Here is a 22,462-nt window from a genome sequence, read left to right on the forward strand (position 1 = left end):
GGCACATATGCGCACCACACCCCGCAGGCCCCGCAACGGGCTTGCCCTACAGGCCCGGCAGCCGGTAGCACCGCTGTGCGTTGCGGCCGAAGACCTGCTCGGTCTCCGTGGTGCTCAGGTCGCTGACGACGGTGGCGAGAGCGTCGGCGACGTCGCCGTAGCGGTCGGCAGCGAGCAGACAGACGGGCCAGTCCGAGCCGAACATCACGCGCTGGACGGTGAAGACACCGAGGACGTGGTCGACGAACGGCCGCAGCGTTTCCGACGACCAGTCCTTCCAGTCGGCCTCGGTGACCATGCCGGAGAGCTTGGCGTCGACGTTGGGCAGGTCCGCGAAACGGGCCAGGGCCGTCGCCCACGGGCCGTCCCAGCCATCGGCGATGCGCGGTTTGGCGATGTGGTCGAGGACGAAACGCAGGTCGGGAAGGGCGGCCACGGTGGAGATGGCCGCCGGCAGTTCGCGGGTGCGCACGAGCAGGTCGTAGACGAGGTTGCGGGCCGCGATCTCGCCGAGTCCGCGCCGCACGTCCGGCCGCTCCAGCCAGTGCGCGTCGTCCTCGTCGTGGACCTGGTGGCGGATGCCGACGAGCAGCGGGCCGTATTCGTCGCGCAGTTCGTCGAGTACGTCGCCGACGTCCGGGGCGGTGAGGTCGACCCAGCCCACGACGCCGTGGACGAACGGGGTCTCGTAGGCGATGTCCAGGAACATCCGGGTCTCGGCGAGGTCGGACACGGTCTGCACGAGGACCGTGCCGTCGATGCCGTTGGCGGCGAGCTCCGGAGCGAGGTCGTCGGGCGCGAAGGGACGGCGCACCGGGTCGAGTGCCGTGCTGTCCATCCAGGGGTAGTGGAACCGCCGGGGGTCCCAGAAGTGCTGGTGCGCGTCGATGCGCACGGCGTGCCGGGCGGTCACCGGACACTCCTCTCCAGGCCCGTGATCACCGGGCCGGACGGGACGGGAACGTCGTCGGGCAGCAACCCACTCGTCCGCAGGTCGTGCCAGAGCGCGTCCGGGACGACGACTTCCAGCAGGTCGAGGTCCATGTCCAGCTCGGCGACGGACCTGGCGCCGACCAGGACGGCGGCGATCTGCGGATGGGCGAGCGGGAACTGGAGGGCTGCGGCCGCGAGCGGGACGTCGTACCGGTCGCAGACCGTCCGGATCCGCTGTGCCTTCTCCACGACCTCGGCGGCGGCGGGGGCGTAGTCGTACCGGGCGCGTGGCGACGGATCCAGCAGGATGCCGCTGTTGAACACGCCGCCGACGACGACCTTGGTGCCACGCTCACGGCACGCGGGGAGAAGGTCCGTCAGGGAGCTCTGGTCGAGCAGGGTGTACCGGCCGGCGAGCAGGACGACATCGAGGTCGCAGTTCTCCACCAGCCTGGTCAGCACGGGTGTGCGGTTCATGCCGGCGCCGATCGCCTTGACCGTTCCCTCGGCGCGGAGGTCGCGCAGCGCCGCGTAGGCGGTCGAGGCGGCCTGCTCGTAGTGGTCGTCGGGGTCGTGCAGATGCAGGATGTCGAGGCTGTCCAGGCCGAGCCGGTCGAGGCTCTCCGTCAGGGAGGTGCGCACCCCGTCGTAGGAGAAGTCCCAGACGGGGCCGGTGGCGGGTACGTCGGTGTAGAAGGGCTCTCCGTCGACGTACTGGCTCTCGTCCCGGGGCGCGTCGGCCCGCAGCAGCCGGCCGGCCTTGGAGGAGATGACGAGGTCCCCGCGGGGCTTGCCCCTCAGGGCGCTGCCCACGCGCTGTTCGGCCAGGCCGTGCCCGTACAGCGGCGCCGTGTCGACGTAGCGGACGCCGGCGTCGTACGCGCGGCGGATCGTGTCGACGGCCTGTTCGTCGGTGATGGCACCGAGGAAGTTCCCGAGGGACGCGGTCCCCAGTCCGATGCGCGGCAGCCGCAGGCCGCGGTCGCCGATCTCGACACACGGAGTGCCGTTCGCAGGGACCTCGCGGGGTGTGTTCGGCACGCTGTCTCCCGAACTTCAGTGGGCGGACGGTACGGACAGGATTCAGCCACTCCCGGCCGTTCCCGACAACACCGAAATTCGGATGGACGACATTCGCGAAAGGAATCGACGCGCGGGTTCAATGATCCGGCCTCACCTCGCAGAATCGCTCCGGGAGGAGGTACAGGTCGAGGCTGTCTTCGCGATAGCGGACCCGGACCTGTCGCGGCAAGGCGGTGCGGAGGCCGGCCCGCCGCAACCGGCCGCCGGACCAGGCGATGTCGACCTCGACGCCGCCCCGGGCACGCAGCCCGCGCACCTGCCCGTCGGGCCAGTCGGCCGGCAGGGCCGGGAGCAGCTCGATCTCCTCGCCGTCGGACTGGAGCAGCATCTCGGCGATGCCCGCGGTGCCGCCCGCATTGCCGTCGAAGGAGTAGATGTTCTGGACCGCGCCCGCCACTCCCCCGCGCGAGAAGGACATCAGGTTGGCCTCGCTCGCGTCCGCGATGAGGTTGCGGACGTGACGGAGTGCCACGTCGCCGTCCAGGAGCCGCGCGTAGTAGGCGATGAAGTTCGCCTCGGCCCACTCGGTCTGCTCCCAGCCGGGTGCGGACTCGCGCCGGTCGATGGTCACGCGTGCCGCTTCGGCCAGCTCCGGGGTGGCGCGCGGGGAGATCTGCCGCTCGGGGTAGAGCGCCATGAGGTGCGAGGTATGGCGGTGACTCGGTACGGCTTCCTCGAAGTCGTCGAGCCATTCCCGCAGTTGCCCGTGGCGTCCGATCCGGAACGGGACGAGTTCGCGGCGGGCGTCGGCTACGCGGTCACGGAACTCGGCGTCGACGTCCAGCCGCTCGGCCGCCTCCTCGCACATCCGGAAGACCGCCTCGACGAAGACGCGGTCGGCGGTCGGCCCCATGGAGACGGAGCATTCGGCGCCGGACGGCGCGATGTACCAGTTCTCCGGTGAGTCGGACGGTCCGGTGACCAGCCGGCCGTGCTCGGGCTCGGGCTCGGGAACGAGGTAGTCGAGGAAGAACTCGGCGGCCTCCTTGAGGACGGGGTAGGCCCGCTCCCGGAGGAAGTCCTCGTCCTGCCCGTACTCCCACCGCTCCCAGTGCTGCCGGGCGATCCAGGCGCCGCCGGTCACGTTGAGGCCCCAGCCCATGCCCCAGCCGGGGGCGGTGTAGCCCCAGGCGTTGGTGACCGTGTGGGCGACCCAGCCGCGAGCGCCGTAGAGCCGCGACGCCGTTGCCCGACCCGAAGGGCGCAGGTTCTCCACGAGACGCAGCAGCGGCTCCTGGCATTCGGGGAGTGCGGTCGGCTCGGCCGCCCAGTAGTTCTGCTGGGTGTTCATGTCGAGGTGGAAGTCGTTGGTCCACGATGCGCTGCTGGCCAGGCCGTCGTTCCACAGCCCCTGGAGCGCGAGCGGCAGCGGCGAGTCGTGCCGGGAACCGGCGACGGTGAGATACCGGCCGTACTGGAAGTACAGCGCGACCAGTTCGGGGTCCTCGCCGCCGCGGGCCAGCAGGTCACGGCGTACGTCGGTGGGCAGTGCGCGGACGGCGGGGTCCGTGCGGCCCAAGTCGATGGCCACGCGTCCCATCAGCGCGGACACGTCGGCGACGTGTCCGGCGCACAGCTCCGGCCATCCCTGTCGCTCCGCGGCGTCCAGCGCCGCGGCCGCGTCGGCCTCCGGGTCGCCGCCTCGCCAGCCGGTCCCTACGGCGACGAGGACGGTCGCGGCGTCCGCACCGACGATGCGCACCGTGTCGCCGTCGGCGTGCCGGCTTCCTGCGTCGGGCAGTAGGCGGATCCGGACGGTGAGGTCGACTCCGTCCCGGCCGTTGCTGTGCAGCGTCTCGACGGCCCGGCCCGAGAGCACCAGATCACCGTCGTCGATCCGCCGGGCGAGCGGGAAGACGGCTTCGCCCACACCGACTTGGAGAGTGACGGCTCCCGGTGCGGAGGCCGTGATCCGGTAGGCGATGACGCGGGCGGGATGCGAGGAGAGCACCGCGGTGGCGTATTCGACGCCGGAGCGGGTGAACGCGGACCGGACGATGCCGTCGCCGAGGTCGAGGCTGCGCCGGTAGTCCTGGACGGGGCCGGTGGCGCGGTGCTCGATCAGTACCTCGGGGAGCGGCAGGTTGGTGCCGAAGGATGCCGGGCGGCCCAGCAGGTGTTCCTCGGCCAGTTCCTGCGCCTTGGCGTGGTCGCCGGCGAACAGCAGAGCGCGGATGTGGGCGAGTTGCTCACGGCCGCTCTCGCTGACGTCCGTCTCGGAGGGTGCGCCGGACCAGGCGGTGGATTCCGACAGCTGAATGCGGTCGACGTCGGTGCCGCCGTAGACCATGCCACCGAGCCTGCCGTTGCCGATGGGAAGGGCCTCGAACCACCTGGTGGCCGGCGCGCTGAACCGGAGTGAGCCGACTGGTACGGACGCGGTGGTGGCGTTCTGGTCGGTGCTGTGGAGAGGCATGTGCCTGCCTTCGGTGCGGGCCGGTCAGACGGCGTCGAGCTGGAGGAGCAGCGCTTGCTGGGGCTGGAGGGTCGGCATGGGCAGTCCGAGCCCGGACAGGGTTCGGCCGCCGAGGCTCAGCGAGCCCTCCTCTGCCGCGGCCAGCCAGCCGGGCGGGTGTTCGTTCAGCTCGGGCCGGCCGATCTCGGCACGCAGGCGGAGCCGGTAGCGGCGGTCCGGGTCGAGGCCGGGCAGCGGGACCCGGCCGGAGGTGATCGCCGGGGAGGTGCCGAGCCGCGCCCAGGAGAAGAGCGCGGATGTCCGGTCGGCGGCGACGATGCCGTGCAGCAGGGTCTGCTCGTCCGTGAGGTCGGCCCGGACGACCCGCCCGCTGTGCAGGAGCGGTCGCAGCTCCTTGTAGAGCCCGGCCCAGGCACGGATCGTGCTCAGCTCGTCGCTGTCGCAGGCGTTCAGGTTCAACTCGATTCCGGCGTGCCCGAACAGCGCGGTGGCGAGCCGGAACGGCAGTGAGGTGACACGGCGCGTCGAGTGCGCCTCGGCCGCGCCGACGTGGGTGCCCACCAGCTCGGGCGGGAGGAGCTGACCGGTCCACCGCTGGATCTGCTGGCGCTCGACGGGGTCGTTGCAGTCGGAGGCCCACACCCGGTCGGTGCGCTGGAGGATCCCCAGATCGATGCGGCCGCCGCCACTCGCGCAGGATTCGATCTCCAGCCCGCGGTGCCTGCTGCGGAGGGCGTCGAGCAGCCGGTAGATCGCCTCGGTCTGGGCCCGGACGCCGGCCCGGCCGCCGTCGTCGCGGCGGCTCGCCTCGTGGAGCTCACGGTTGTGGTCCCACTTGATGTAGTCGATCCGGTACTCCGACACGAGGGCGTCGATGCGGTCGTACACGAACTTCCAGGCGTCCTCGTGGGCGATGTTGAGCACGTGCTGATGACGGACCGAAGGTCCCTCGCCGGTCGCGGGGGCCAGGATCCAGTCGGGGTGGTCCTCGGCCAGCCGGGAGCTGAGGTTGATCATCTCGGGTTCGAACCAGAGGCCGAACTCCATGCCGTGCGAGCGGACCCGCTCGACCAGCGGGGACAGGCCGTCCGGCCAGACGTCGGGGTCGACAAGCCAGTCGCCGAGGCCGGTGCGGGCGCTGCGGCGGCCGAGGAACCAGCCGTCGTCGAGGACGACACGTTCCACACCGACCGAGGCCGCCCGGTCGACGAGTTCCGACAGGGTCTCCAGGTCGTGGTCGAAGTAGACCGCTTCCCAGGTGTTGAGCACCAGCGGCCGGGGGCTCGCGGGGTGGTGCGGCCGGGACCGGAGCAGCTCGTGGAATCGGTCGGCGACGCCGTCCATGCCGTCGTCGGACCAGGCGAAGCAGAGCGTCGGACTGTCGTACGTGTCGCCGTCACCGAGGGCGACTTCGCCCGGCAGCAGAAGCTCTCCCCCGCCGACGACCGAGCGGTGTACGCCGGCTCCCTCGGGGAGCTGCTCGACGAAGTAGCGCTGGTTGCCGCTCCAGGCGACGTGCAGGGCCCAGACCTCGCCGGTGCGGAAACCGAACCCTCCGGTGCCCGCCATGAGCAGGTACGGGGAGTCGAGCGACGGCCGACCGCGCCGGATCTCGCGCAGGTGGGTGCCGAACGGGACGGGGACACGCTGCGGGCTGCGTTCGCGCGACCACTTTCCGGTGAAGTCGACTATCTCCGTGGCGCGTTCGGGCAGGGGCAGCATGAGGGTGAGGGCGCTGAGGTCGAAGACGTCGCCCCCGTCAGGAGTGCCGCCGGTGCGCTCGTCAGAAGTGCCGCCGGTGCGGCGGAGCCGGCCGTCGACGGCGAGGATGCCGTGCTCGTCGAGTCGGTAGCGCAGCGACAGCTCCAGGCCGAGATCGCAGTGGAGCCGGAGGGTGAGCGTCGATTCCGGCTCGTCATGCGTGTGGCCGTTGAGGCGGAAGCGCGGGTACGGCATTCCGGTCGAGCGCATCCGGCCCTCGATGCCGGGCGTGCCCGACCAGGCGTCCGCCTCGGTGGGCAGCACCGTCAACAGGCGGGGGGTGTCTGTGGAGTTGTGGGTCACGCTCGGTTTCGCGGTGATGCGGATGGTGTCGAGCTCGGCCGCCGAAAGCTCGCCGAGGTCGGCGCCCCAGTGCAGGACACGCGGCAGCGGGGCGCCGAGCTCGACGATGAAGCTGGTGGATCCTCCCCGCAGTTGGATCACGGGTGCGGAGTGGTCGGTGTCGAACAAGGTTCCTCGCGTTGGTCGTGAAGTGACGCCGGCCGGACGGGAGCGGTGCCCGCCGGCCGGCCGTCGGGACGGTGCCGGAATCACTCGGCGATGATCGTCTTCGTCTGCTTCTGTAGCGTCGGCCAGAGGCTGTCGTTCTTCTGGTGCAGGAAGAACGCCTCGAACTGCGGCCTGATCTCGGCCTCCATCGCGGAGCCGTTGTTGTAGGCCGGGGCCGGGAAGAGTTCGCCGTCGGTCTGGTATTTGCCGAAGACGGACAGGTCGGGGCCGTCCTTGGCAGTTGAGTCGACGAGCTTCTTCATCGATGCGCCGATGGACGGGAAGAAGGAGCCGTTGGAGACCGCGGCCGTCGTCTGGCACTCCTCCGAGCCCATGTAGGAGACCCACTTCCAGGTCTGCTCGGGGTTGTCGGTGCCGGCCCAGATGTTGTTGCCGTTCATGTTGCTGAGCAGGGAGCGCGTGCCGTCGGGCGAGGACACCACGGGGGCGGTGCCGACCTTCACACCGGGCAGCTTCGCCAGTGGGGGCGAGTCCCAGGATCCGCCCATGACCATGGCCACCGAGCCGGAGCCGATCTGGTCCGCGTTGCCGGTGGTGAACTGGTCGAGCTTGGGGGCGTAGCCGTCGTCGACCAGGCCGCGCATGAAGTCCATCGTGTCGACGAACCGCTGGTCGCCGTAGTTGAACTGGGTGGGCCAGTTGGGCTTGTCGGTGAGTTTGAGGCCCGTGCTGGCGGCGAAGGGGCCCCAGGTCGTCTGGCCGAGGTTGTCGTCCGAGGCCACGGAACCGATGCCGTAGACCTTGACCTTCGTCTTGTCGAAGCCCGGCTCGTCGCCGCGTACACCGTTACTGTCGACGGTGAGCCGCTTGACGACTTTCAGGAAGGTGCCGCCGTCCTCCGGGTCCCAGGTGAGGTTCTGGAGGTCCTCTTCCTTCAGCCCGGCCGCCTTCAGCATGTCCTGGTTGTAGTAGAAGGCGCTGGCGGCCCAGTCCAGCGGCAGTGCGTACTGCTTGCCGTCGGTGAACTTCCACAGGTCGACTCCGTCGGCGAAGACGCCGAGGTCGTAGTCGCTCTCCTTGATCAGGTCGTCCAGGGCGAGGATCTGGCCCTGGCTCGCATAGGACTGGAAGTACGTCACGCTGTTCTGGAAGGCGTCGGGCGCGTCCTTGGCGACGAAGCCGGCGGTCAGTTTCGTGAAGTAGTCGTTCACGTTGTAGTTCGTGATCTTGACCTTGACGCCGGGGTTCGCCTTCTCGAAGCCCGGTATGCACTTGCTGTACGCGGCGGCCTGGTCGGGGGACCAGGTCCACCAGTCGACAGTGGCCCCCGCACCCTCGGTGCTGCCGTTTCCTCCGCCGCAGGCGGTGAGGGTGAGCAGGGCGGCGACGCCGACGGCGGTGGCGGCGATCTTCCTGGTTTGCATGGGTTGCCCCTTGTGGGTGTCGGACGGGGTCACTTGATCCCGCTGAAGCCGATGGAGTTGACGATCCGCTTTCCGAAGGCGACGAAGAGCAGCAGCATGGGCACCGCCGCGACGAGCGTCGCGGCCATCAGGCCGGCGAAGTCGGGATGCTCCTCCGGGTTCGCCTGCTGGAAGACACCGAGCGCCAGCGTGAGGGGCCTGACCTGCGGGTCGTTGGCGACGAGCAGGGGCCAGAAGTAGTCGTTCCAGGCCCCGATGAACGTCAGGATGGACAGCGTGACGAGCGGGCCCGACGTCATCGGGAAGGTGATCCGGAACATGATCTTCAGCGGACCGGCGCCGTCGATGAGTGCGGCCTCCTCCACCTCGGTGCTCAGCCCGAGCATGAACTGGCGGAGGAAGAAGATGTTGAAGGCGGAGAACAGCGCGCCGGGCAGGACGAGTCCGGCGAAGGTGTTGATCAGACCGAGGTCGTTGATCAGTACGAAGTTGGGCAGCAGCATCAGAATGCCCGGCACCATCAGCCCGGAGAGCAGGAGGGAGAACACGACGTTGCGGCCACGCCACTGAAGTCGCGCGAAGGCGTAGGCGGCAAACGCCGAGCAGGTGACGACGGTGACCGTGAGCAGTCCCGCGTAGATCACCGAGTTGCGCAGGAAGAGCGGGATGTCGAGGGAGGCACCCGATCCGCCCTGGGCGATCGCCTCGGTCTGACTGGTCAGGCCGAAGACGCGCTCGAAGGCGTTGAACGAGAAGCCGGGCGGCAGCATGGACGTCGGATCGGTACTCAGCGCGTAGTTGTCCGACAGTGCGGTGCGCAGGATCCAGTAGAACGGAAAGATCGTGACCAGCAGGAATCCGATGATGTAGGCCCAGGCGACGGCCCGGCCCACCGGCAGGCGCCGACTGCGTCGGGGCACGACGGCGCCCTTCGAGGTCCGGCCTTCCGGAGCGATGACGGCAGTGGTGGTCATGGCCGGCCTCACTTCGTGTCGGATTCGTTGGCGCGCAGCAGGCGCATCTGGAGGAAGGTGATGGTGATGAGCATCGCGAAGAGGGCGAGCGACATCGTGGCCGCGTAGCCGAAGTCGAACTGGCTGAACGCCTTGTCGTAGATGTACATCTGAAGCACGTTCGTCGCGTCCGCCGGTCCGCCCTTGGTGGTGACCTGGACGATGTCGAACACCTGGAACGAGCTGATGACGCTGAGGACGACGACCATCGCCATGATCGGTCGCAGCAGTGGCAGGGTCAGCCGCCAGAACATCTGGATCTCACTGGCGCCGTCGAGGCGGCCCGCTTCGTAGACGTCGTCCGGGATGGTCTGGAGGCCCGCGACGATGAGGATGGTGCTGTAGCCCATCGACTTCCAGACGCTGATCAGCGCGAGCGACGGGATCGCCCACCCCGGCGAGCCGAGGAACTGGATCGGTTCGCCCCCGAACTTCTCGATGAGGACGTTGACGATCCCGAGCTGCGGGTCGAGCATCCACTGCCACACCAGCCCCGCGACCACTCCGGAGATGAGGAACGGCAGGATGACCAGGCCGCGGATCACCGTCGACCTGGTCAGCCGGTGCAGCACGACCGCGGTGACCAGCGAGACCGAGAGGCCGATCCCGACGGAGAGGACGACGAAGTACAGGGTCACTCGCAGCGAGTGCCAGAACTTCTCGTCGTCGATCAGCGTCCTGATGTTGTCAAGGCCGGTCCAGACCGGCGGGGTCAGGATCTTGAAGTCCGTGAAGCTGAGGTAGACGCCCCGCAGCGTCGGATAGACCGCGAACACCGCGAAGCCCAGTACGGCCGGCGCTATCAGCAGCAGGGCCAGCCGCCAGTCGTTGCGGTGCGTCGGGTTGCGCAACTGTCCCCGACGGACGGCACGTTCACGCCCTCCCGGCCGGGTTCTCAGCGTCGTCGCCATGAACTCTCCCTTGAGCAGCCGCCCTTCGGCAGCACGTCGGCGGCTCACCGACGTGTGGCGACCATAGGGTCAATACATTCCTCTGTCCAGTAATTGTGTCGCTCGATGCTGTAAGTAATCCGTTGTATTACTTGGCAAGCAAAACTAAGGTGTTCGGGCAGAACGTTGCCGTAGCGGACACCGGGGATGAACCATGAGCGATGTGCCAACAGCCCGCGACAACGACTCGACGACCGGCGACGACGCCACCGTCCCAGCGGCCCCCAAGTGGGGCCGGCTGCCCACGGCACCCGCCGTGACGACGGTCCTGACCGAGATCCTCAAGCACGGCCCGATCCCGCGCATCGAGGTCGCCCGGCGCACCGGACTGTCCCAGACCGCCGTGACCAAGGCGGTCGCCCGCCTCGCCGAGCATGGCCTCATCTCCGCCCACGACCACCGCCGTTCGTCGGCACCCGGCCGTCCGGTGCAGCCGCTCAGCGTGCACGCAGAGGCGGCCCTGGCGATCGGGATCACGGTCCGCGTCGACGCGATCTTCGGCGTGGTCACCACACTCCGCGCCGACGTACGGCACTCGATCCACCGTCCGCTCGCCAGCACGGTGCCGGCGGCCGTCGCCGACAGCGTCGCCACCGTGATCGACCTGCTCCTCGCCGACCTCGGCCCCGACGCCGAGCGGGTGCTCGGCGCCGGTGTCGCGGTCTCCGGCGAGGTCGACAGCGACCTGGGGATCGTCCGCAACTCACCGAGGCTCAACTGGACGGACGTACCTCTGCGCGACCTCGTCCGCGAACGCCGGGAGCTGCCCGTTCTGGTCGACAACGACGTCCGGGCGCTGTCCGTCGCCGAGGAGTGGTTCGGCATCGGCGTCGACGCGAACTCGTTCGCCATCCTGACCATCGGCGCCGGAATCGGCTGCGGACTGTATGTCAACGGCGACATCGTCACGGGTGATCACGGGGTGGCCGGCGAGATCGGCCATCTGCCCCTCGGCCCGAGTGAGCTGCTGTGCACCTGCGGACGGTACGGCTGCGTCGAGACGGTCGCCTCAACGAGCGCCATCGTCCACGCCATCCGCACCACCAGGCAGGATCCACTGCTCACCATGCGGGAGGCCGTCGCACTGGCGCGCGGCGGCGACGCTGTGGCCCGTGGCGCATTCGAGCGCGCCGGATCCGTGCTGGGACTCGCACTGGCCACCGTGGCGAACCTGGTCGGGCCGAGCAGCATCCTGGTGGCCGGCGAATCCGTCGCCAACTACGACCTCTTCGACCTCCGGCTGCGCGAGGCCTTCGAGGCGCACGTCTTCGGCTCGGCCGGCGCCTGCACCATCGTCGCGAAATCCCACACCTTCGAGGACTGGGCGCGCGGCTCCGCGGCCTCGGCGATCCAGGCGTTGGTGAAGGGGAAGCTGGCCGCACAGTCCTGATTCGGAGATCACCATGGGGATAGAGCTGGTCTGGCTGAAGACCTGGCTCGACGTAGTCGACACCGGCAGCTTCGCCAGAGCGGCCGAAGCCATACCCCTCTCGCAGCCGCGTGTCTCCGCGCATGTGGCCAACCTGGAGCGGGCGCTCGGCTGCACACTGATCGAGCGCCGGGTCCGGCCGCTCGCCCTCACCGAGGACGGACGCGCCCTGCTGCCCAAGGCGCGGGCGGTGCTGGCCGCGGTGGACGACCTCACCGGCCACCGTCACGGTCAGGACCGGCTGACCGGTCTGCTCAAGGTCGCCAGCTTCGCCAGCGCGAGCGACGCCTTCCTGCCGGCCGTCGTGCGGCGACTGCGAACGGACCATCCCGGGTTGGAGGTCGGCATCTTCGACGGTGACGTCCAGTCCATCGAGACCGCGCTGAGCGACCGCCGCGTCACCGTCGCGCTGCGGCCGCTGCGCCCCGAACCGGTCGACCGCGCCCTCACCCATCTCCCGCTGTGGCGCGAGCCGTTCGTCGTCCTCCTCCCCACCGGCCATCCCCTGCTGGCCGAGAAGACGGTCGCGCTGGAACAGCTCACCGGCTCCCGGGTCATCACCATCGGAAACCCTCTGCTCGACTCCTATCTCGGTTACGAGGCCGAGGCCGCACTGCACGCCAGCTACGTGGAGGTGCCGATGGGGCAGGTCTCCCAACAGCCCACCACGCTCGCGGCCATGGTCCGCGCCGGACTCGGTGTCGGCGTCGTCAACCTGCTCGCCGCGTCGATGGTCCGACAGGACGGGCTCGAACACCGTCCCATCCGCGACCTGCACCGTTACCGCGACGTCGGTGTCTGGTGGCACAGCGAACGACCGCTTCCCCGCGCCTCCAAGGCCTTCATCGACCTGGTCGCGGCGGCACCCCTGCCGGCGGGCACGACGTCGGTCCCGCCGAGCGCATAGCCGGCGTCCCTCGGATCACGGATGGCCACCATCCGCGATCCACTATTGCCCGGCGACACGGGTGCTGGCTGCAATGAACTCGCCGCCGGCCGGTTCCGCCCACGTAGCGAAGGAGAAGAACAGCCCATGCCCGACGATGCTCCGCAGATACTCGGTGTGCTGTCGCCCGGTCTCAGCGACCTGATCCACGGCGACGCAGGCGCCGACATCGTCTCGGTGGAGACGTACGCGCTCGCCGTGCCACTCGCCCGAACCATCGCGGATGCCACCGTGGCCATGGATCACTGGACGGTGCCCGTCGTCGAGATCCGCACCCGTGACGGCCGGGTCGGCACCGGCATCTCCGGTGTCCACACCGGTTCGGAGCTGCTGTGTTCCGTCATCGACGACTACTACGCCCCCACCCTGCTCGACGCCTCCTCCGAGGACATCCTCGGCACCTGGAACCGCCTGTACTGGCTGCCCACCCACTGGATAGGCCGGGCCGGCCCGGTGCACATGGCGCTCGGCATGGTCGACATCGCGCTCTGGGACCTCGCCGCGCAGCGCGCCGGCGTCCCCCTGTGGCGGCTCCTCGGCGGCACCGCCGACCCCATCGAGGCGTACAACACCGACGGCGGGTGGCTGAACGCCCCCGTCGACGAGCTCATCCGCGGTCTGACCGGTCTCCTCGACCAGGGCTGGCGCCGAGTGAAGGTCAAGGTCGGCAAGCCGGACTGGCGGGAGGACGCCGCCCGGCTCCGGGCGGTGCGCTCGGCACTCGGCGACGACGTGACCCTGATGTGCGACGCCAACCAGCGCTGGGACCTGTCGACCGCGAACCGGATCATGCCCGTGCTCGAGGAGACGGGGATGGACTGGGTCGAGGAACCGCTGCACGCCGACGATCTCGACGGCCATGCCGCCCTCCAGCGGTCGACCGGCCTCGACATCGCCGCCGGTGAAAGCATCTACAGCTACCAGCAGTTCAACGGTTTCATCACGCACGACGCCATCCGTGTCGTCCAGCCCGACGCCACCCGGCTCGGCGGCGTGACCGAATGGCTCCAGGTGACCGGGCTCGCCACCGCCCGTGGCCTGCGCGTCGCACCGCATGCCGGCGACATGATGCAGCTCCACCAGCACCTCGTCGGCGTCGGCCTGTCGGCGGCGCCGCCCCTCGTCGAGTTCATCCCGTGGACCCAGGACGCCTACACCGAACGCAGCGTCGTCCGCGAGGGATACCTCCAGCGCCCACAGGCCCCGGGCGCCGCCACCGCCGTAGACCCCAAGGCCCGTCACAACTGGCAACTCCGCGGCGTCGGCGCCCTGCGCACCGCATAGCAGGATCGGAACCGATCCATTTGAATGCAGCTCGGAGCAGGCCCGCTCGCGTACGGCAGGCAGGCGCGTCGGTTCAGGTGAGGAGTTTCGCGAGCTGGGCCACCTCGGTGGGCGGGTCGATCACCGGCTGGATGAGGAGTTCGTCGACGCCGGCCTGTTCCAGGGTGCTGATGCGGGCGAGGAGGTCGTCGCGGGTGCCGACCAGGGCCAGGGTGTTCATCAGCGAGGGCAGAACCAGGTCGCGGTCCTGCGGTGCGATGCGTCCGAGGTAGTTGGGGTAGAGCTTGGTGTGCCGGTCCGGCGCGGTGGCGGTGGTGCCGCGCCGGTCGAGGAGCCGCCGCACCGCCTCGCGTTCCTCGGGGCCGAGTTGCTCGGCGAGGGCGGGTGTGTCGGCGGCCGTGTCGGCGGCGAAGGCCAGCAGCGACAGGACGAGGTGGCCTGTGGCGTCCCGGGCCGCAGCGCCGTGGGGGTCCTCGTCCTCGTCGAGCAGGTGGAGCGAGGTGACCACGTAGGAGTCCGTGTGGGAGTCGGGGTCGCCGGGTGTGCCCGGGGCGGCGTGGCGGCGGGTGTCGTGCAGCGCCTGCCAGGCGGTGGGGTCCAGCAGGCCGAAGGAGATGAGGCCGGTGCCGCGGCGGCCGGCGACGGCGGCGGCCTTCGGTCCGAGCAGCGCGGCCACGACGAACTCGATCGGGTCGGCGGTGTTCACGTGCGCCCCGGCGTGCAGGAACCGGATGTCGCGGACCCGGTCACCGTCGCGGTACTCGGTCGAACGTCCGGCGCACAGGTCCTGGAGTGCGACGGTGAAGTTCTCCAGCCTGGCCGCCGTGGTCGGCCGCATGCCCAGGGTGCGCCGGGCGGTGTTCCCGGTGCCGACTCCGCAGATGATCCGGCCCGGTGCCAGGGCGTTGAGGCTGGCGAGCCCGCTCGCGGCGGCCGGGGCCGAGCGCAGCGCCGGTGAGGTCACGCCGATGCCGAGCCTGATGCGGCTGGTGGCCTTCGCACACAGGCTCAGGGCGACGAAGGGGTCGCCGTGGACCATCGGGGTGTCGTTGACCCAGAAGCTGTGCAAGCCCAACTCCTCGGCCCGCACGGCGAGATCCTCCACACCGGGCTGCGCGGCGACAACGACGCCTGCACGCATCAAAACCTCCATGGTGTGAGGATCCCATCGAGCCTGTTCAGCATGGCAGGTCCCGGCGCAGGGCCGTTGCGGAGCCGCGTGATCTCGTAGCGTCGCAGGGCGGGAATACGTCATCCGTTCGTGAGTGTGGCGTGGGCCCGCACGCCCAGGCGGCGTCCGGGCCCACGGCCGTCACGTCGACCGCGGCAGAGGCAGGTCCGGCAGGGCCGCCTCGCAGATCCACGGTGAACTCCCCGCCGAGCAGGCTGACCCGCTCCCCGCCGAGCAGGCTGACCCGCTCCCCGGTGAGCAGGTCGACGAGCTGTTGCAGCGCGGGCAGCGCGACCTTCAGCTTCGCCATCACGGGAACGCGGTGGCCGCACCGCAGGCCCACGCGCCAGACGAGGCTCGGCTCCCAGTCGAGCAGCGTGTTGTTGACCGCCCAGATGTACGTGGTGTTCCCGGCTGTCCACTCGCTGAGCAGCACCTCGGGGTTGCCGCACTCGGCGACCGGGGTGACGACGTCCTTCAGGGCGGCGGAGGCGCTGGTAGGACGCGTCGTCGCTCTGTGGCGTCTCGTCGTTCTCGACGTGGGTGAAGGCGGTGCCGAGGGGGCGGTAGGCGTCCCGGTAGCGCTGGACGCAGCTCTCGTCGGCGTAGACGGGGACGGCGTTCGGTTCCTGGCTCACCTCGGTCAGGGCCGCGTCGAGGCGCGGGTCCAGGTCGGTGCGCCCGCCGATCAGCAGGACGGCGGCGTAGCCGCGGAGGACGCCGGCGCTGACGTCCTCGGTGAAGACGAAGGTGGCGGGGCGGTGGGCGTACAGGCAGGCGGTGTACGCGTCGAAGAGGCGCAAGAAGTACTTGCTGCTGAGGCCCTGCCAGGTCTCCGGGCGCTGCATGCGGGTGGAGACGACGATCGCGACGCGGTCGGCACTGTGGGCGCCCGCGGTCGTGGGACCGAGGCGGGTGCTCAGGTCGAACGCGGCGCGCAGCATCGAGGTGCGGCCCGCGCCGCCGGAGCGTGGGTCGCCGGACCTGCCGCCGCTGCCGGGCCGCGTTCGTCGAGGGCGGTGATGCCCTCCAGGTGGTAGGCGCCCTGGTCGCCGGCCATGCCGGTGCCGTTCGCGCCCCGCATCACCTGTTGCGGCGGCGTCGGCAGGATCATGCCGCCGGTGCCGTCGTCGTTGAACAGTTCCGGGTGGCCCCGGGCGGGATTGCCCGGGCGCCGTAGTAGTCGGCCATGTGGGCGGTCGCGCCGAGGAGTTGGATCTGTTCGCCCTGGTAGTGCAGGTCGACCTCGTCGGCCGGGGCGAACATGACCCGGGGGCAGGGTCTGCGGTGCCCGGTAGGGGCCGGTCACCGCGCCGACCTTGCCCGGGAACTGCTCGTTCATGACCTCGCGGAACCGGGCCGCGTCCTTGGTCCTGAGGCCGATCGAGCGGTCGGTGACGGTGTCGAGGATCGGCACCCGGCCTCCGGGCTCCTCTACGGTCTTCAGCGCGTCGGCGTACTCGTCGCGCTCGGCCTGGTTCTCCGCGGCGCCCGCGCCGATGGCGCCCTCCCACCAGTTCGCGCCCGGCCGAGCAGCTGACCCCGGCGGGCGGGCGACAACCTCGCCTACACCATGGCTGCCGGATCTCCTTCAACGCGTACGCCCAAGATCGGGCGTACGCAGGGAGCGGGCCCGCCCGCTGCGCACCCGCGGCCACTGGGCGGGCCACCTGGCACTCGGGAACGAATCTGCGCCTCACGGGCGATACGCCCACGCCCCCACTCGGCCCGCCGAGGTCTCAGGGCGGAGGCGCCTCAGACCTTCGACGTAGTTCTATTTTCAACTTCTGCATGTGCAATTACTTTGCTAGCGTCCCTTCCCGGCGATCGCCCACGGCGGTTGAACGACCCCGCACCGTCCGCCATCGCCCATCACGTCCCACGCCGGCGCGCCAAGCGGCCGGTACAGACTTGGAGTTCGTATGCACCGCGACGAGCCGTCGCTTTTGGACCAGCAGAACCCGCAGGACCACTCTCGATCTCGACTGAAGCGCAGATCCTTCCTGGTCGGAGCCGGCACGGGCCTCGGCGCCGCCACCGTCGGGCTGGGCGCCACCGCCGTGGCCCGACCGCAGGCGCCCGCCCGGACGCCTTCCTTCACGCCCAGTCGGCCGATCGTCTTCCGCGGGGCCACCGTGGTGACCGGCGACCCCGAGCTCGGTGTCCTGCAGAACGCCGACGTACTGGTCACCGGCTCCACCATCAAGGCGGTCGGACCGAATCTGCATACGCCCTCGAACGCCGCTGTCGTCGACGGGCGTGACCGGATCCTCATGCCCGGCATGATCGACACCCACCGGCACATGTGGCAGACCGTGCTGCGAGGGGTCGGGGCGGAATGGAGCATCCAGAACTACTTCCAGTTCATGTACCTGGGGTGGGCCAAGTACTGGCGCCCCGAGGACGTGTACGCCGGTAACTACCTGTCCATGGTCGAAGCCATCAACAGCGGCGTGACCACCAGCCTGGACTGGTCACATGCGCTGTACACCCTCGATCACGCAGAAGCCGCCGCCGACGCCCTCTTCGACTCTCATGGCCGGGCCCGACTGGCCTACAGCGACCTGTCCGCCGCGCCGCAGGAGTGGGTCACCGCCGGCGATGTCGACCGGCTGCTGCGCACCCGGTTCTCGTCCAAGAACCAGCTCGTCACCATGCAACTGGCCTGGGACACCCCCACCGACTCGGCGTTTCCGGAGCGTCCGGCCTGGGAGTTCGCCCGGGACCGAGACCTGATGGTCACTCAGCACGCCGGCATCTGGGAGTACTCCCCCGACAACGCACTCCAGATCCTGCGGGACAACGGCTTCCTGCTGCCCACGAACACTTATGTGCACGGCGGATCCTTCCCGGACAGCGCCTACGGCCTGATCGCCGACTCGGGCGGCAATGTGTCGGTCTCCGCCGAGAGCGAGCTCAACGCGGGCCAGGGATACCCTCCGACCGGCAAGGTCAGGGAACACGGGATCCCGATCTCCCTGTCCATGGACACCAGCGTCTGGTGGAGCTCGGACATGTTCTCCGCGATGCGGGCCACCCTCAACGCGGACCGCGGCCTCGACCACCAGACCGCGCAAGCCGACGGCAAGACGGTCGTCAACAACGACCTGCGCACCGAGGACGTCATCCACTTCGCGACGCAGGGCGGGGCCGACGCCCTGGGGCTGGGCTCCTCGCTGGGGTCGATCACCCCGGGCAAGCTGGCGGATCTGGTGATGCTGCGGGCCGACACACCGTCCATGGTTCCGCTCACCAACGCCTCCCACCAGATCGTTTTCCAGGCCACGCGCGCGGAGGTCGACACGGTTCTGGTCAATGGACGCGTGCTCAAGTACGGCGGGGAACTCATCTCCCCGGACCTGAAGCGGGCCCGACGCCTGGCGGAGGCCTCACGCGACCACATCCGGGAGAAGGCCGGCGAGAAGCAGTGGGCCGAGGGGCAGGAACCGCCGCCGTTCAAGGTCGCCTGAGCCACGTACGGCAGGCAGCCGGATCGCCGACGCCGCGGCCGGGGAACCCCCGGTCGCGGCGGCAAGCCCCCGGAACTGACGGCGGCGCGCTTCACCCGCTCGCGGCGCCCGTCTGGAACACGTCCGGGTGGTGGGAGAGTTCAACCCGCGTACGACGGATGTGGAGTTCGAGGATGCGCTCGGCGGACCGGTGGTCGCCATCGCGCAGGGCCTCGATGAGGAGGCGGTGCTCGGCGTTGATGATCCAGCTGCGCTGGTCGCCGGTCAGCCGGGTGAAGGCACGGCGGTAGTGCTGGGTGGTGTCCCACAACCGGGCGACGATGTTCGCCAGTTCGTCGGCACGATGGTGCCGGTAGGTCGCCCAGTGCAGTTGCCGGTCGAGCACCAGGAACTCTTCGACGTCGCGGGTCTGCTCGATGTGCCCCTGCAGTTCGGCCAGCTCGGCGATGTCCGTGTCCGTCAGGTGCGGCGCGGACTCGGCGAGAAGGAGTGGTTCGAGCCGCTCACGCATCTTGTAGCTGAGCTCGCACTCCCGCATGTCCATCTGCGTCACCCATGCGCCCTGGTTGGCGCGCAGGGTGACCAGACCCCTCGACTGCAGGATGCGCAGTGCCTCACGGACCGGCAGCCTGCTGGTCTGCAGTTCTTCCGCGAGTTCGTCCTGGATGATCCGCGTGCCTGGTGCCAGTCGGCCCGACAGGATGCGCTCGCGCAGCTGGTCGGCGATCCGCTGGCTGGCCACACCGGCCCGCAGGGTGCCGTTGCCCTCGGACACTTGCCTCACTCCTGTCCACGCTTCTGCCCGGGCTACTGCTCAGGCGAAGGCCTGCGGATCGTGATCGAAGGCCTTGCCGCCAGGATAGGAAACCAGCTCGAACTGCATGCCCCAGGGAGACAGGAAGTAGACCCAGCGCTGCCCTGCGCTGGCGCCCCGGCTGGTGGTCGGCTCTCCCAGCACGCGCAGGCCGCGTCGGCGCAGGTCCTCCACCGCAGCATCGAGGTCCTCGACGTAGAGCGCCACATGATGGCCACCGACGTCGCTGTTGCGCGGGACGTGCGTGCGCTGGTCCGGGGCCTCGTACTGGAAGACCTCGAACAGCGCCTGCCCGCCGAGCCGGTAGAAGTGCAGCCGACGCATCACGGCTCGGTCGTCCACTCCCAGGTGCTCGCTCATCCAGCGACCACCGTCCCGGTAGGGGCCCAGCGCGTACATGTACTCGCACCCGAGCGCCTCCACGAAGAACTCGTGGGCCTGCGCGAGGTCCGGCACGGTAAGCCCGATGTGGTCGAGGCGGGTCAGTCCGGGTATCGTCATGATCTCTCCAATGGATCCATTCACTCTTGCGATCACATCCCTTGAGGCGCATAGTCTAGGTCAAACGGCCCCGCGAGTGGTGCGGTCGCCTTCAAATGGATCCAATCAAGCTGCTCAGTCACTCTTCAGGGAGAGCCCATGCCCAGCCGTGATCCTCTGTCCCCCAGCTCGCCCTGGGTGGAGCTGAGCGCCTCAGCCGAAGACTGGGACGCCGCCGACCCCGCCCTGCTGCTGGGCATGCTGGGCCAGGGCCTGTGGATCCGGGCCTTCGAGGAGTACGCGCTCGAACTCGCCGGTCAAGGGCTCATCCACGGCCCCGTGCACTCGTCCATCGGGCAGGAGGGCGGCGCCGTCGGATCGGTGCTGCCGCTGCGCAGCGACGACTTCGTCAACGGCTCGCACCGCGGGCATCACCAGTTCCTCGCCAAGGCCTTCGGTCACGTCCTGCCCGGCAAGGCCGACGGGCTGCCCGAGCTGAACGACGACGTACGCATGGTGCTGCGCCGCACCCTCGCCGAGATCTGCGGCCTGGCCGACGGCTTCTGCCGCGGCCGGGGCGGTTCGATGCATCTGCAGTGGCGGGAGGCCGGGGCCATGGGCACGAACGCCATCGTGGGCGGCGGCGTCCCGCAGGCCGCAGGTTTCGCCTGGAACCAGCTGCACGCCGGGACGGACGCCGTCACCGTGACCTACTTCGGGGACGGCGCCGTCAACATCGGCTCGGTCCTCGAGACCTTCAACCTCGCGGCGGCCTGGCGGCTGCCCATCTGTTTCTTCATCGAGAACAACCTGTACGCCGTCTCGACCCCGATCGGCGAAGTGACCGCCGAGGCCAGGCTGTCGGCTCGGGGAGCGGGCTTCAACATACCCAGCTGGCGCGTGGACGGCATGGACGCCCTCGCCGTCAACCTGGCGATGAACGAAGCCCTCGGTCACATGCGCGCCGGCCACGGTCCGACCATCATCGAGGCCGAGGTGTACCGCTACTTCCACCAGAACGGCGCCTATCCGGGCAGCGCATTCGGCTACCGGGACAAGGCCGAGGAGAAGGCCTGGCGCGACCGCGACGCCCTGGATCAGCTGCGGGCCCACGTCGTCCGCCGCAAGCTCGCGACCGCGAGAGAAGTGACGGCCGCGCAGAAGAAGGTCGCGGCCGTGATGCGGGAGATCGGTGACTCGCTCCTGGAACCGGATCCCGAGGGCAAGCCCGGGACGCGTCGAATCAGGCCCACGGCCTGGCCGGACACCGCCTTCGTCGATGTGGGCGTCCGCGGCGACCTGAGCGAACTGGACGGCAGCCGCTACGAGGAGGCCGCGAGCTTCTCCGGAAAGCTGACGGACCGGCGGTTCATCGACGTGGTCAGTGACGTGATCGGCCGCCGGATGGAGACCGACGAACGCGTCGTCGTGCTCGGCGAGGACGTCAACCGGCTCAGGGGCGGAACCAACGGCGCGACCAAGCGGGCGCTGGAGTTGTTCCCCGACCGTGTGCTGGGAACGCCCATCAGCGAGAACGCGTTTGCCGGTCTCGGCGGCGGTATGGCCATCGACGGACGGTTCCGCCCGATCGTCGAGTTCATGTACGCCGACTTCATGTGGGTGGCTGCCGACCAGCTGTTCAACCAGGTGGCCAAGGCACGCCACATGTTCGGCGGCGAGAGCGCCGTGCCGTTCGTCCTGCGGTCCAAGCTCGCGGCCGGAACCGGGTACGGGTCGCAGCACACCATGGATCCGGCCGGTGTCCTCACCACAGCGGCGGGACTGCGCGTGATCGCCCCGTCGAACCCCTTCGACTACGTGGGCCTGATGAACACCGCGCTCGCCTGCGAGGACCCGGTGGTCGTACTTGAGCACGTCGATCTCTACACGACGACCGGGAGCGGACCGGTCGACGACCTCGACTACCGCATTCCGGTGGGCAGGGCGGCGCTGCGCCGGGAAGGCGGCGACCTGACGGTGATCTCGTACCTGTCGATGGTCAACCACTGTGCGGCAGCGCTCGACCAGGTGCCGGAGATCCAGGCCGACCTCATCGACCTGCGCTGGCTCGACCGCGCCAGCCTCGACTGGGACACCGTCGAAGCGAGCATCAGGAAGACCAACCGGGTCCTCATCGTCGAGCAGGGGGCGAGGGGCACCTCGTACGGCGGGTGGCTCGCGGACGAGATCCAGCGCCGCTTCTTCGACTGGCTCGACGCCCCGATCGAGCGCGTCACCGGTGGCGAGGCATCGCCCAGCATCAGCAAGGTCCTGGAGCGGGCGGCGATCGCTCGTACCGAAGAAGTCGTCAGCGCCCTGCGCGACATCGCCTCCAACTGAGCCCACGGCCCGAGACCCAGGTAGGAGTAGACCCATGGCAACGCTGCTGCGCGTGCCCGAAGTCGCCGCCGGAGCGACGGAAGCCGTCCTGTCCGAATGGCTGGTGAAGGAGAACACCCCGTACAAGACCGGAGACCCGATCGTGGTCCTGGAAACCGACAAGGCACTGGTCGAGGTGGCGGCCGAGTCGGACGCGGTGATTCTTCGCGCACTCGTGCCGAACGGCGCCACGGTCGAGGTCGGTGCGCCGATGGCACTGGTCGGCGATACGTCCGAGACCGGGGCCGACCTTGAACAGCTCCTCGCGGAGCTCGGTGTCTCCACCGGGGCCGGCGAGGGGGAACAGACACCGGCGGGGCGGGGGGGGGGGGCCGGCGGGCGGGCGCGCGCGCCGGCGCGCCCCGGGGCGGGGGGGGGCGGGGGGGGGCGGGGGGGCGGGCGGGGGGGGGCGGGGGGTGGGCGGGGGGGGGGGGGGGC

18 protein-coding genes are annotated in these 22,462 nt (G+C 69.7%); 6 read left to right on the forward strand and 12 right to left on the reverse strand.

Annotation, left to right across the window (positions count from 1 at the left end):
- Nucleotides 1-46: 46 nt before the first annotated feature.
- The 7 genes from KCH87_RS46355 to KCH87_RS46385 all read right to left on the reverse strand — a co-directional run bounded on the left by KCH87_RS46355 (nt 47) and on the right by KCH87_RS46385 (nt 10,012).
- On the reverse strand, nt 47-913 hold the full coding sequence (locus tag KCH87_RS46355; protein WP_210594013.1) for an amidohydrolase: 867 nt from the start codon (nt 911-913) through the stop codon (nt 47-49).
- Nucleotides 910-1,974, reverse strand: coding sequence for an aldo/keto reductase (locus tag KCH87_RS46360; RefSeq protein ID WP_308299083.1), 1,065 nt, complete (start codon nt 1,972-1,974; stop codon nt 910-912). The genes KCH87_RS46355 and KCH87_RS46360 overlap by 4 nt, the downstream gene beginning before the upstream one ends.
- 118 nt (nt 1,975-2,092) lie before the next feature.
- Complete coding sequence (locus KCH87_RS46365; RefSeq protein WP_210594014.1) at nt 2,093-4,432, reverse strand: glycoside hydrolase N-terminal domain-containing protein; 2,340 nt, start codon at nt 4,430-4,432, stop codon at nt 2,093-2,095.
- Between the two features lie 24 nt (nt 4,433-4,456).
- Nucleotides 4,457-6,664 (reverse strand): alpha-galactosidase, encoded by a 2,208-nt coding sequence (locus KCH87_RS46370; protein WP_247197850.1) that lies wholly within the window; start codon nt 6,662-6,664, stop codon nt 4,457-4,459.
- Nucleotides 6,665-6,744: 80 nt separating this feature from the next.
- Entirely contained in the window at nt 6,745-8,088 is a 1,344-nt protein-coding gene (locus KCH87_RS46375) for a sugar ABC transporter substrate-binding protein (protein WP_210594015.1), read from the reverse strand.
- A 29-nt stretch (nt 8,089-8,117) separates the two neighbouring features.
- Nucleotides 8,118-9,062: a carbohydrate ABC transporter permease gene (locus tag KCH87_RS46380; RefSeq protein ID WP_210594016.1), complete on the reverse strand. Its 945-nt coding sequence runs from the start codon at nt 9,060-9,062 to the stop codon at nt 8,118-8,120.
- 8 nt (nt 9,063-9,070) lie between these two features.
- The gene (locus KCH87_RS46385; RefSeq protein WP_210594017.1) at nt 9,071-10,012 is read right to left on the reverse strand and encodes a carbohydrate ABC transporter permease; all 942 of its coding nucleotides are present in this window, start codon (nt 10,010-10,012) and stop codon (nt 9,071-9,073) included.
- A 193-nt stretch (nt 10,013-10,205) separates the two neighbouring features.
- Between KCH87_RS46385 and KCH87_RS46390 the strand changes: the two genes are divergently transcribed.
- From KCH87_RS46390 to KCH87_RS46400, 3 genes are all read left to right on the forward strand, one after another.
- The gene (locus KCH87_RS46390; RefSeq protein ID WP_210594018.1) at nt 10,206-11,441 is read left to right on the forward strand and encodes an ROK family transcriptional regulator; all 1,236 of its coding nucleotides are present in this window, start codon (nt 10,206-10,208) and stop codon (nt 11,439-11,441) included.
- Nucleotides 11,442-11,454: 13 nt separating this feature from the next.
- Complete coding sequence (locus tag KCH87_RS46395) at nt 11,455-12,387, forward strand: LysR family transcriptional regulator (protein WP_210594019.1); 933 nt, start codon at nt 11,455-11,457, stop codon at nt 12,385-12,387.
- 126 nt (nt 12,388-12,513) lie between these two features.
- A complete protein-coding gene (locus tag KCH87_RS46400) occupies nt 12,514-13,710 on the forward strand; it encodes a mandelate racemase/muconate lactonizing enzyme family protein (RefSeq protein ID WP_210594020.1) in 1,197 nt (398 codons plus the stop codon).
- A 73-nt stretch (nt 13,711-13,783) separates the two neighbouring features.
- Here KCH87_RS46400 and KCH87_RS46405 read toward each other — a convergent pair whose 3' ends face one another.
- The 3 genes from KCH87_RS46405 to KCH87_RS46415 form a co-directional block, all read right to left on the reverse strand.
- Nucleotides 13,784-14,851, reverse strand: coding sequence for an LLM class flavin-dependent oxidoreductase (locus KCH87_RS46405; protein ID WP_210594021.1), 1,068 nt, complete (start codon nt 14,849-14,851; stop codon nt 13,784-13,786).
- Nucleotides 14,852-14,888: 37 nt separating this feature from the next.
- Entirely contained in the window at nt 14,889-15,317 is a 429-nt protein-coding gene (locus KCH87_RS46410; protein ID WP_210594022.1) for a hypothetical protein, read from the reverse strand.
- A gap of 483 nt (nt 15,318-15,800) precedes the next feature.
- Nucleotides 15,801-16,298, reverse strand: coding sequence for a hypothetical protein (locus KCH87_RS46415; protein WP_210594023.1), 498 nt, complete (start codon nt 16,296-16,298; stop codon nt 15,801-15,803).
- Between the two features lie 505 nt (nt 16,299-16,803).
- On the opposite strand from KCH87_RS46415, the gene KCH87_RS46420 reads away from it, so the two are divergent.
- The gene (locus tag KCH87_RS46420; RefSeq protein ID WP_210594024.1) at nt 16,804-18,351 is read left to right on the forward strand and encodes an amidohydrolase family protein; all 1,548 of its coding nucleotides are present in this window, start codon (nt 16,804-16,806) and stop codon (nt 18,349-18,351) included.
- 91 nt (nt 18,352-18,442) lie between these two features.
- Here the strand turns inward: KCH87_RS46420 and KCH87_RS46425 are convergent, their stop codons facing one another.
- Together KCH87_RS46425 and KCH87_RS46430 are read right to left on the reverse strand one after the other, a co-directional pair.
- The gene (locus KCH87_RS46425; protein WP_308299084.1) at nt 18,443-19,126 is read right to left on the reverse strand and encodes a GntR family transcriptional regulator; all 684 of its coding nucleotides are present in this window, start codon (nt 19,124-19,126) and stop codon (nt 18,443-18,445) included.
- 39 nt (nt 19,127-19,165) lie between these two features.
- Entirely contained in the window at nt 19,166-19,666 is a 501-nt protein-coding gene (locus tag KCH87_RS46430; RefSeq protein WP_210594026.1) for a VOC family protein, read from the reverse strand.
- Between the two features lie 138 nt (nt 19,667-19,804).
- Here KCH87_RS46430 and KCH87_RS46435 point away from each other — a divergent pair, with 138 nt between their 5' ends.
- Nucleotides 19,805-21,985 (forward strand): thiamine pyrophosphate-dependent enzyme, encoded by a 2,181-nt coding sequence (locus KCH87_RS46435; protein ID WP_210594027.1) that lies wholly within the window; start codon nt 19,805-19,807, stop codon nt 21,983-21,985.
- Between the two features lie 34 nt (nt 21,986-22,019).
- Nucleotides 22,020-22,462, forward strand: a 443-nt coding sequence (locus KCH87_RS50345) for a biotin/lipoyl-containing protein (protein WP_210594028.1), incomplete at its 3' end; no start/stop codon positions are given.

The sequence above is a fragment of the Streptomyces sp. GESEQ-35 genome (assembly GCF_017948485.1).
Classification (GTDB): domain Bacteria; phylum Actinomycetota; class Actinomycetes; order Streptomycetales; family Streptomycetaceae; genus Streptomyces.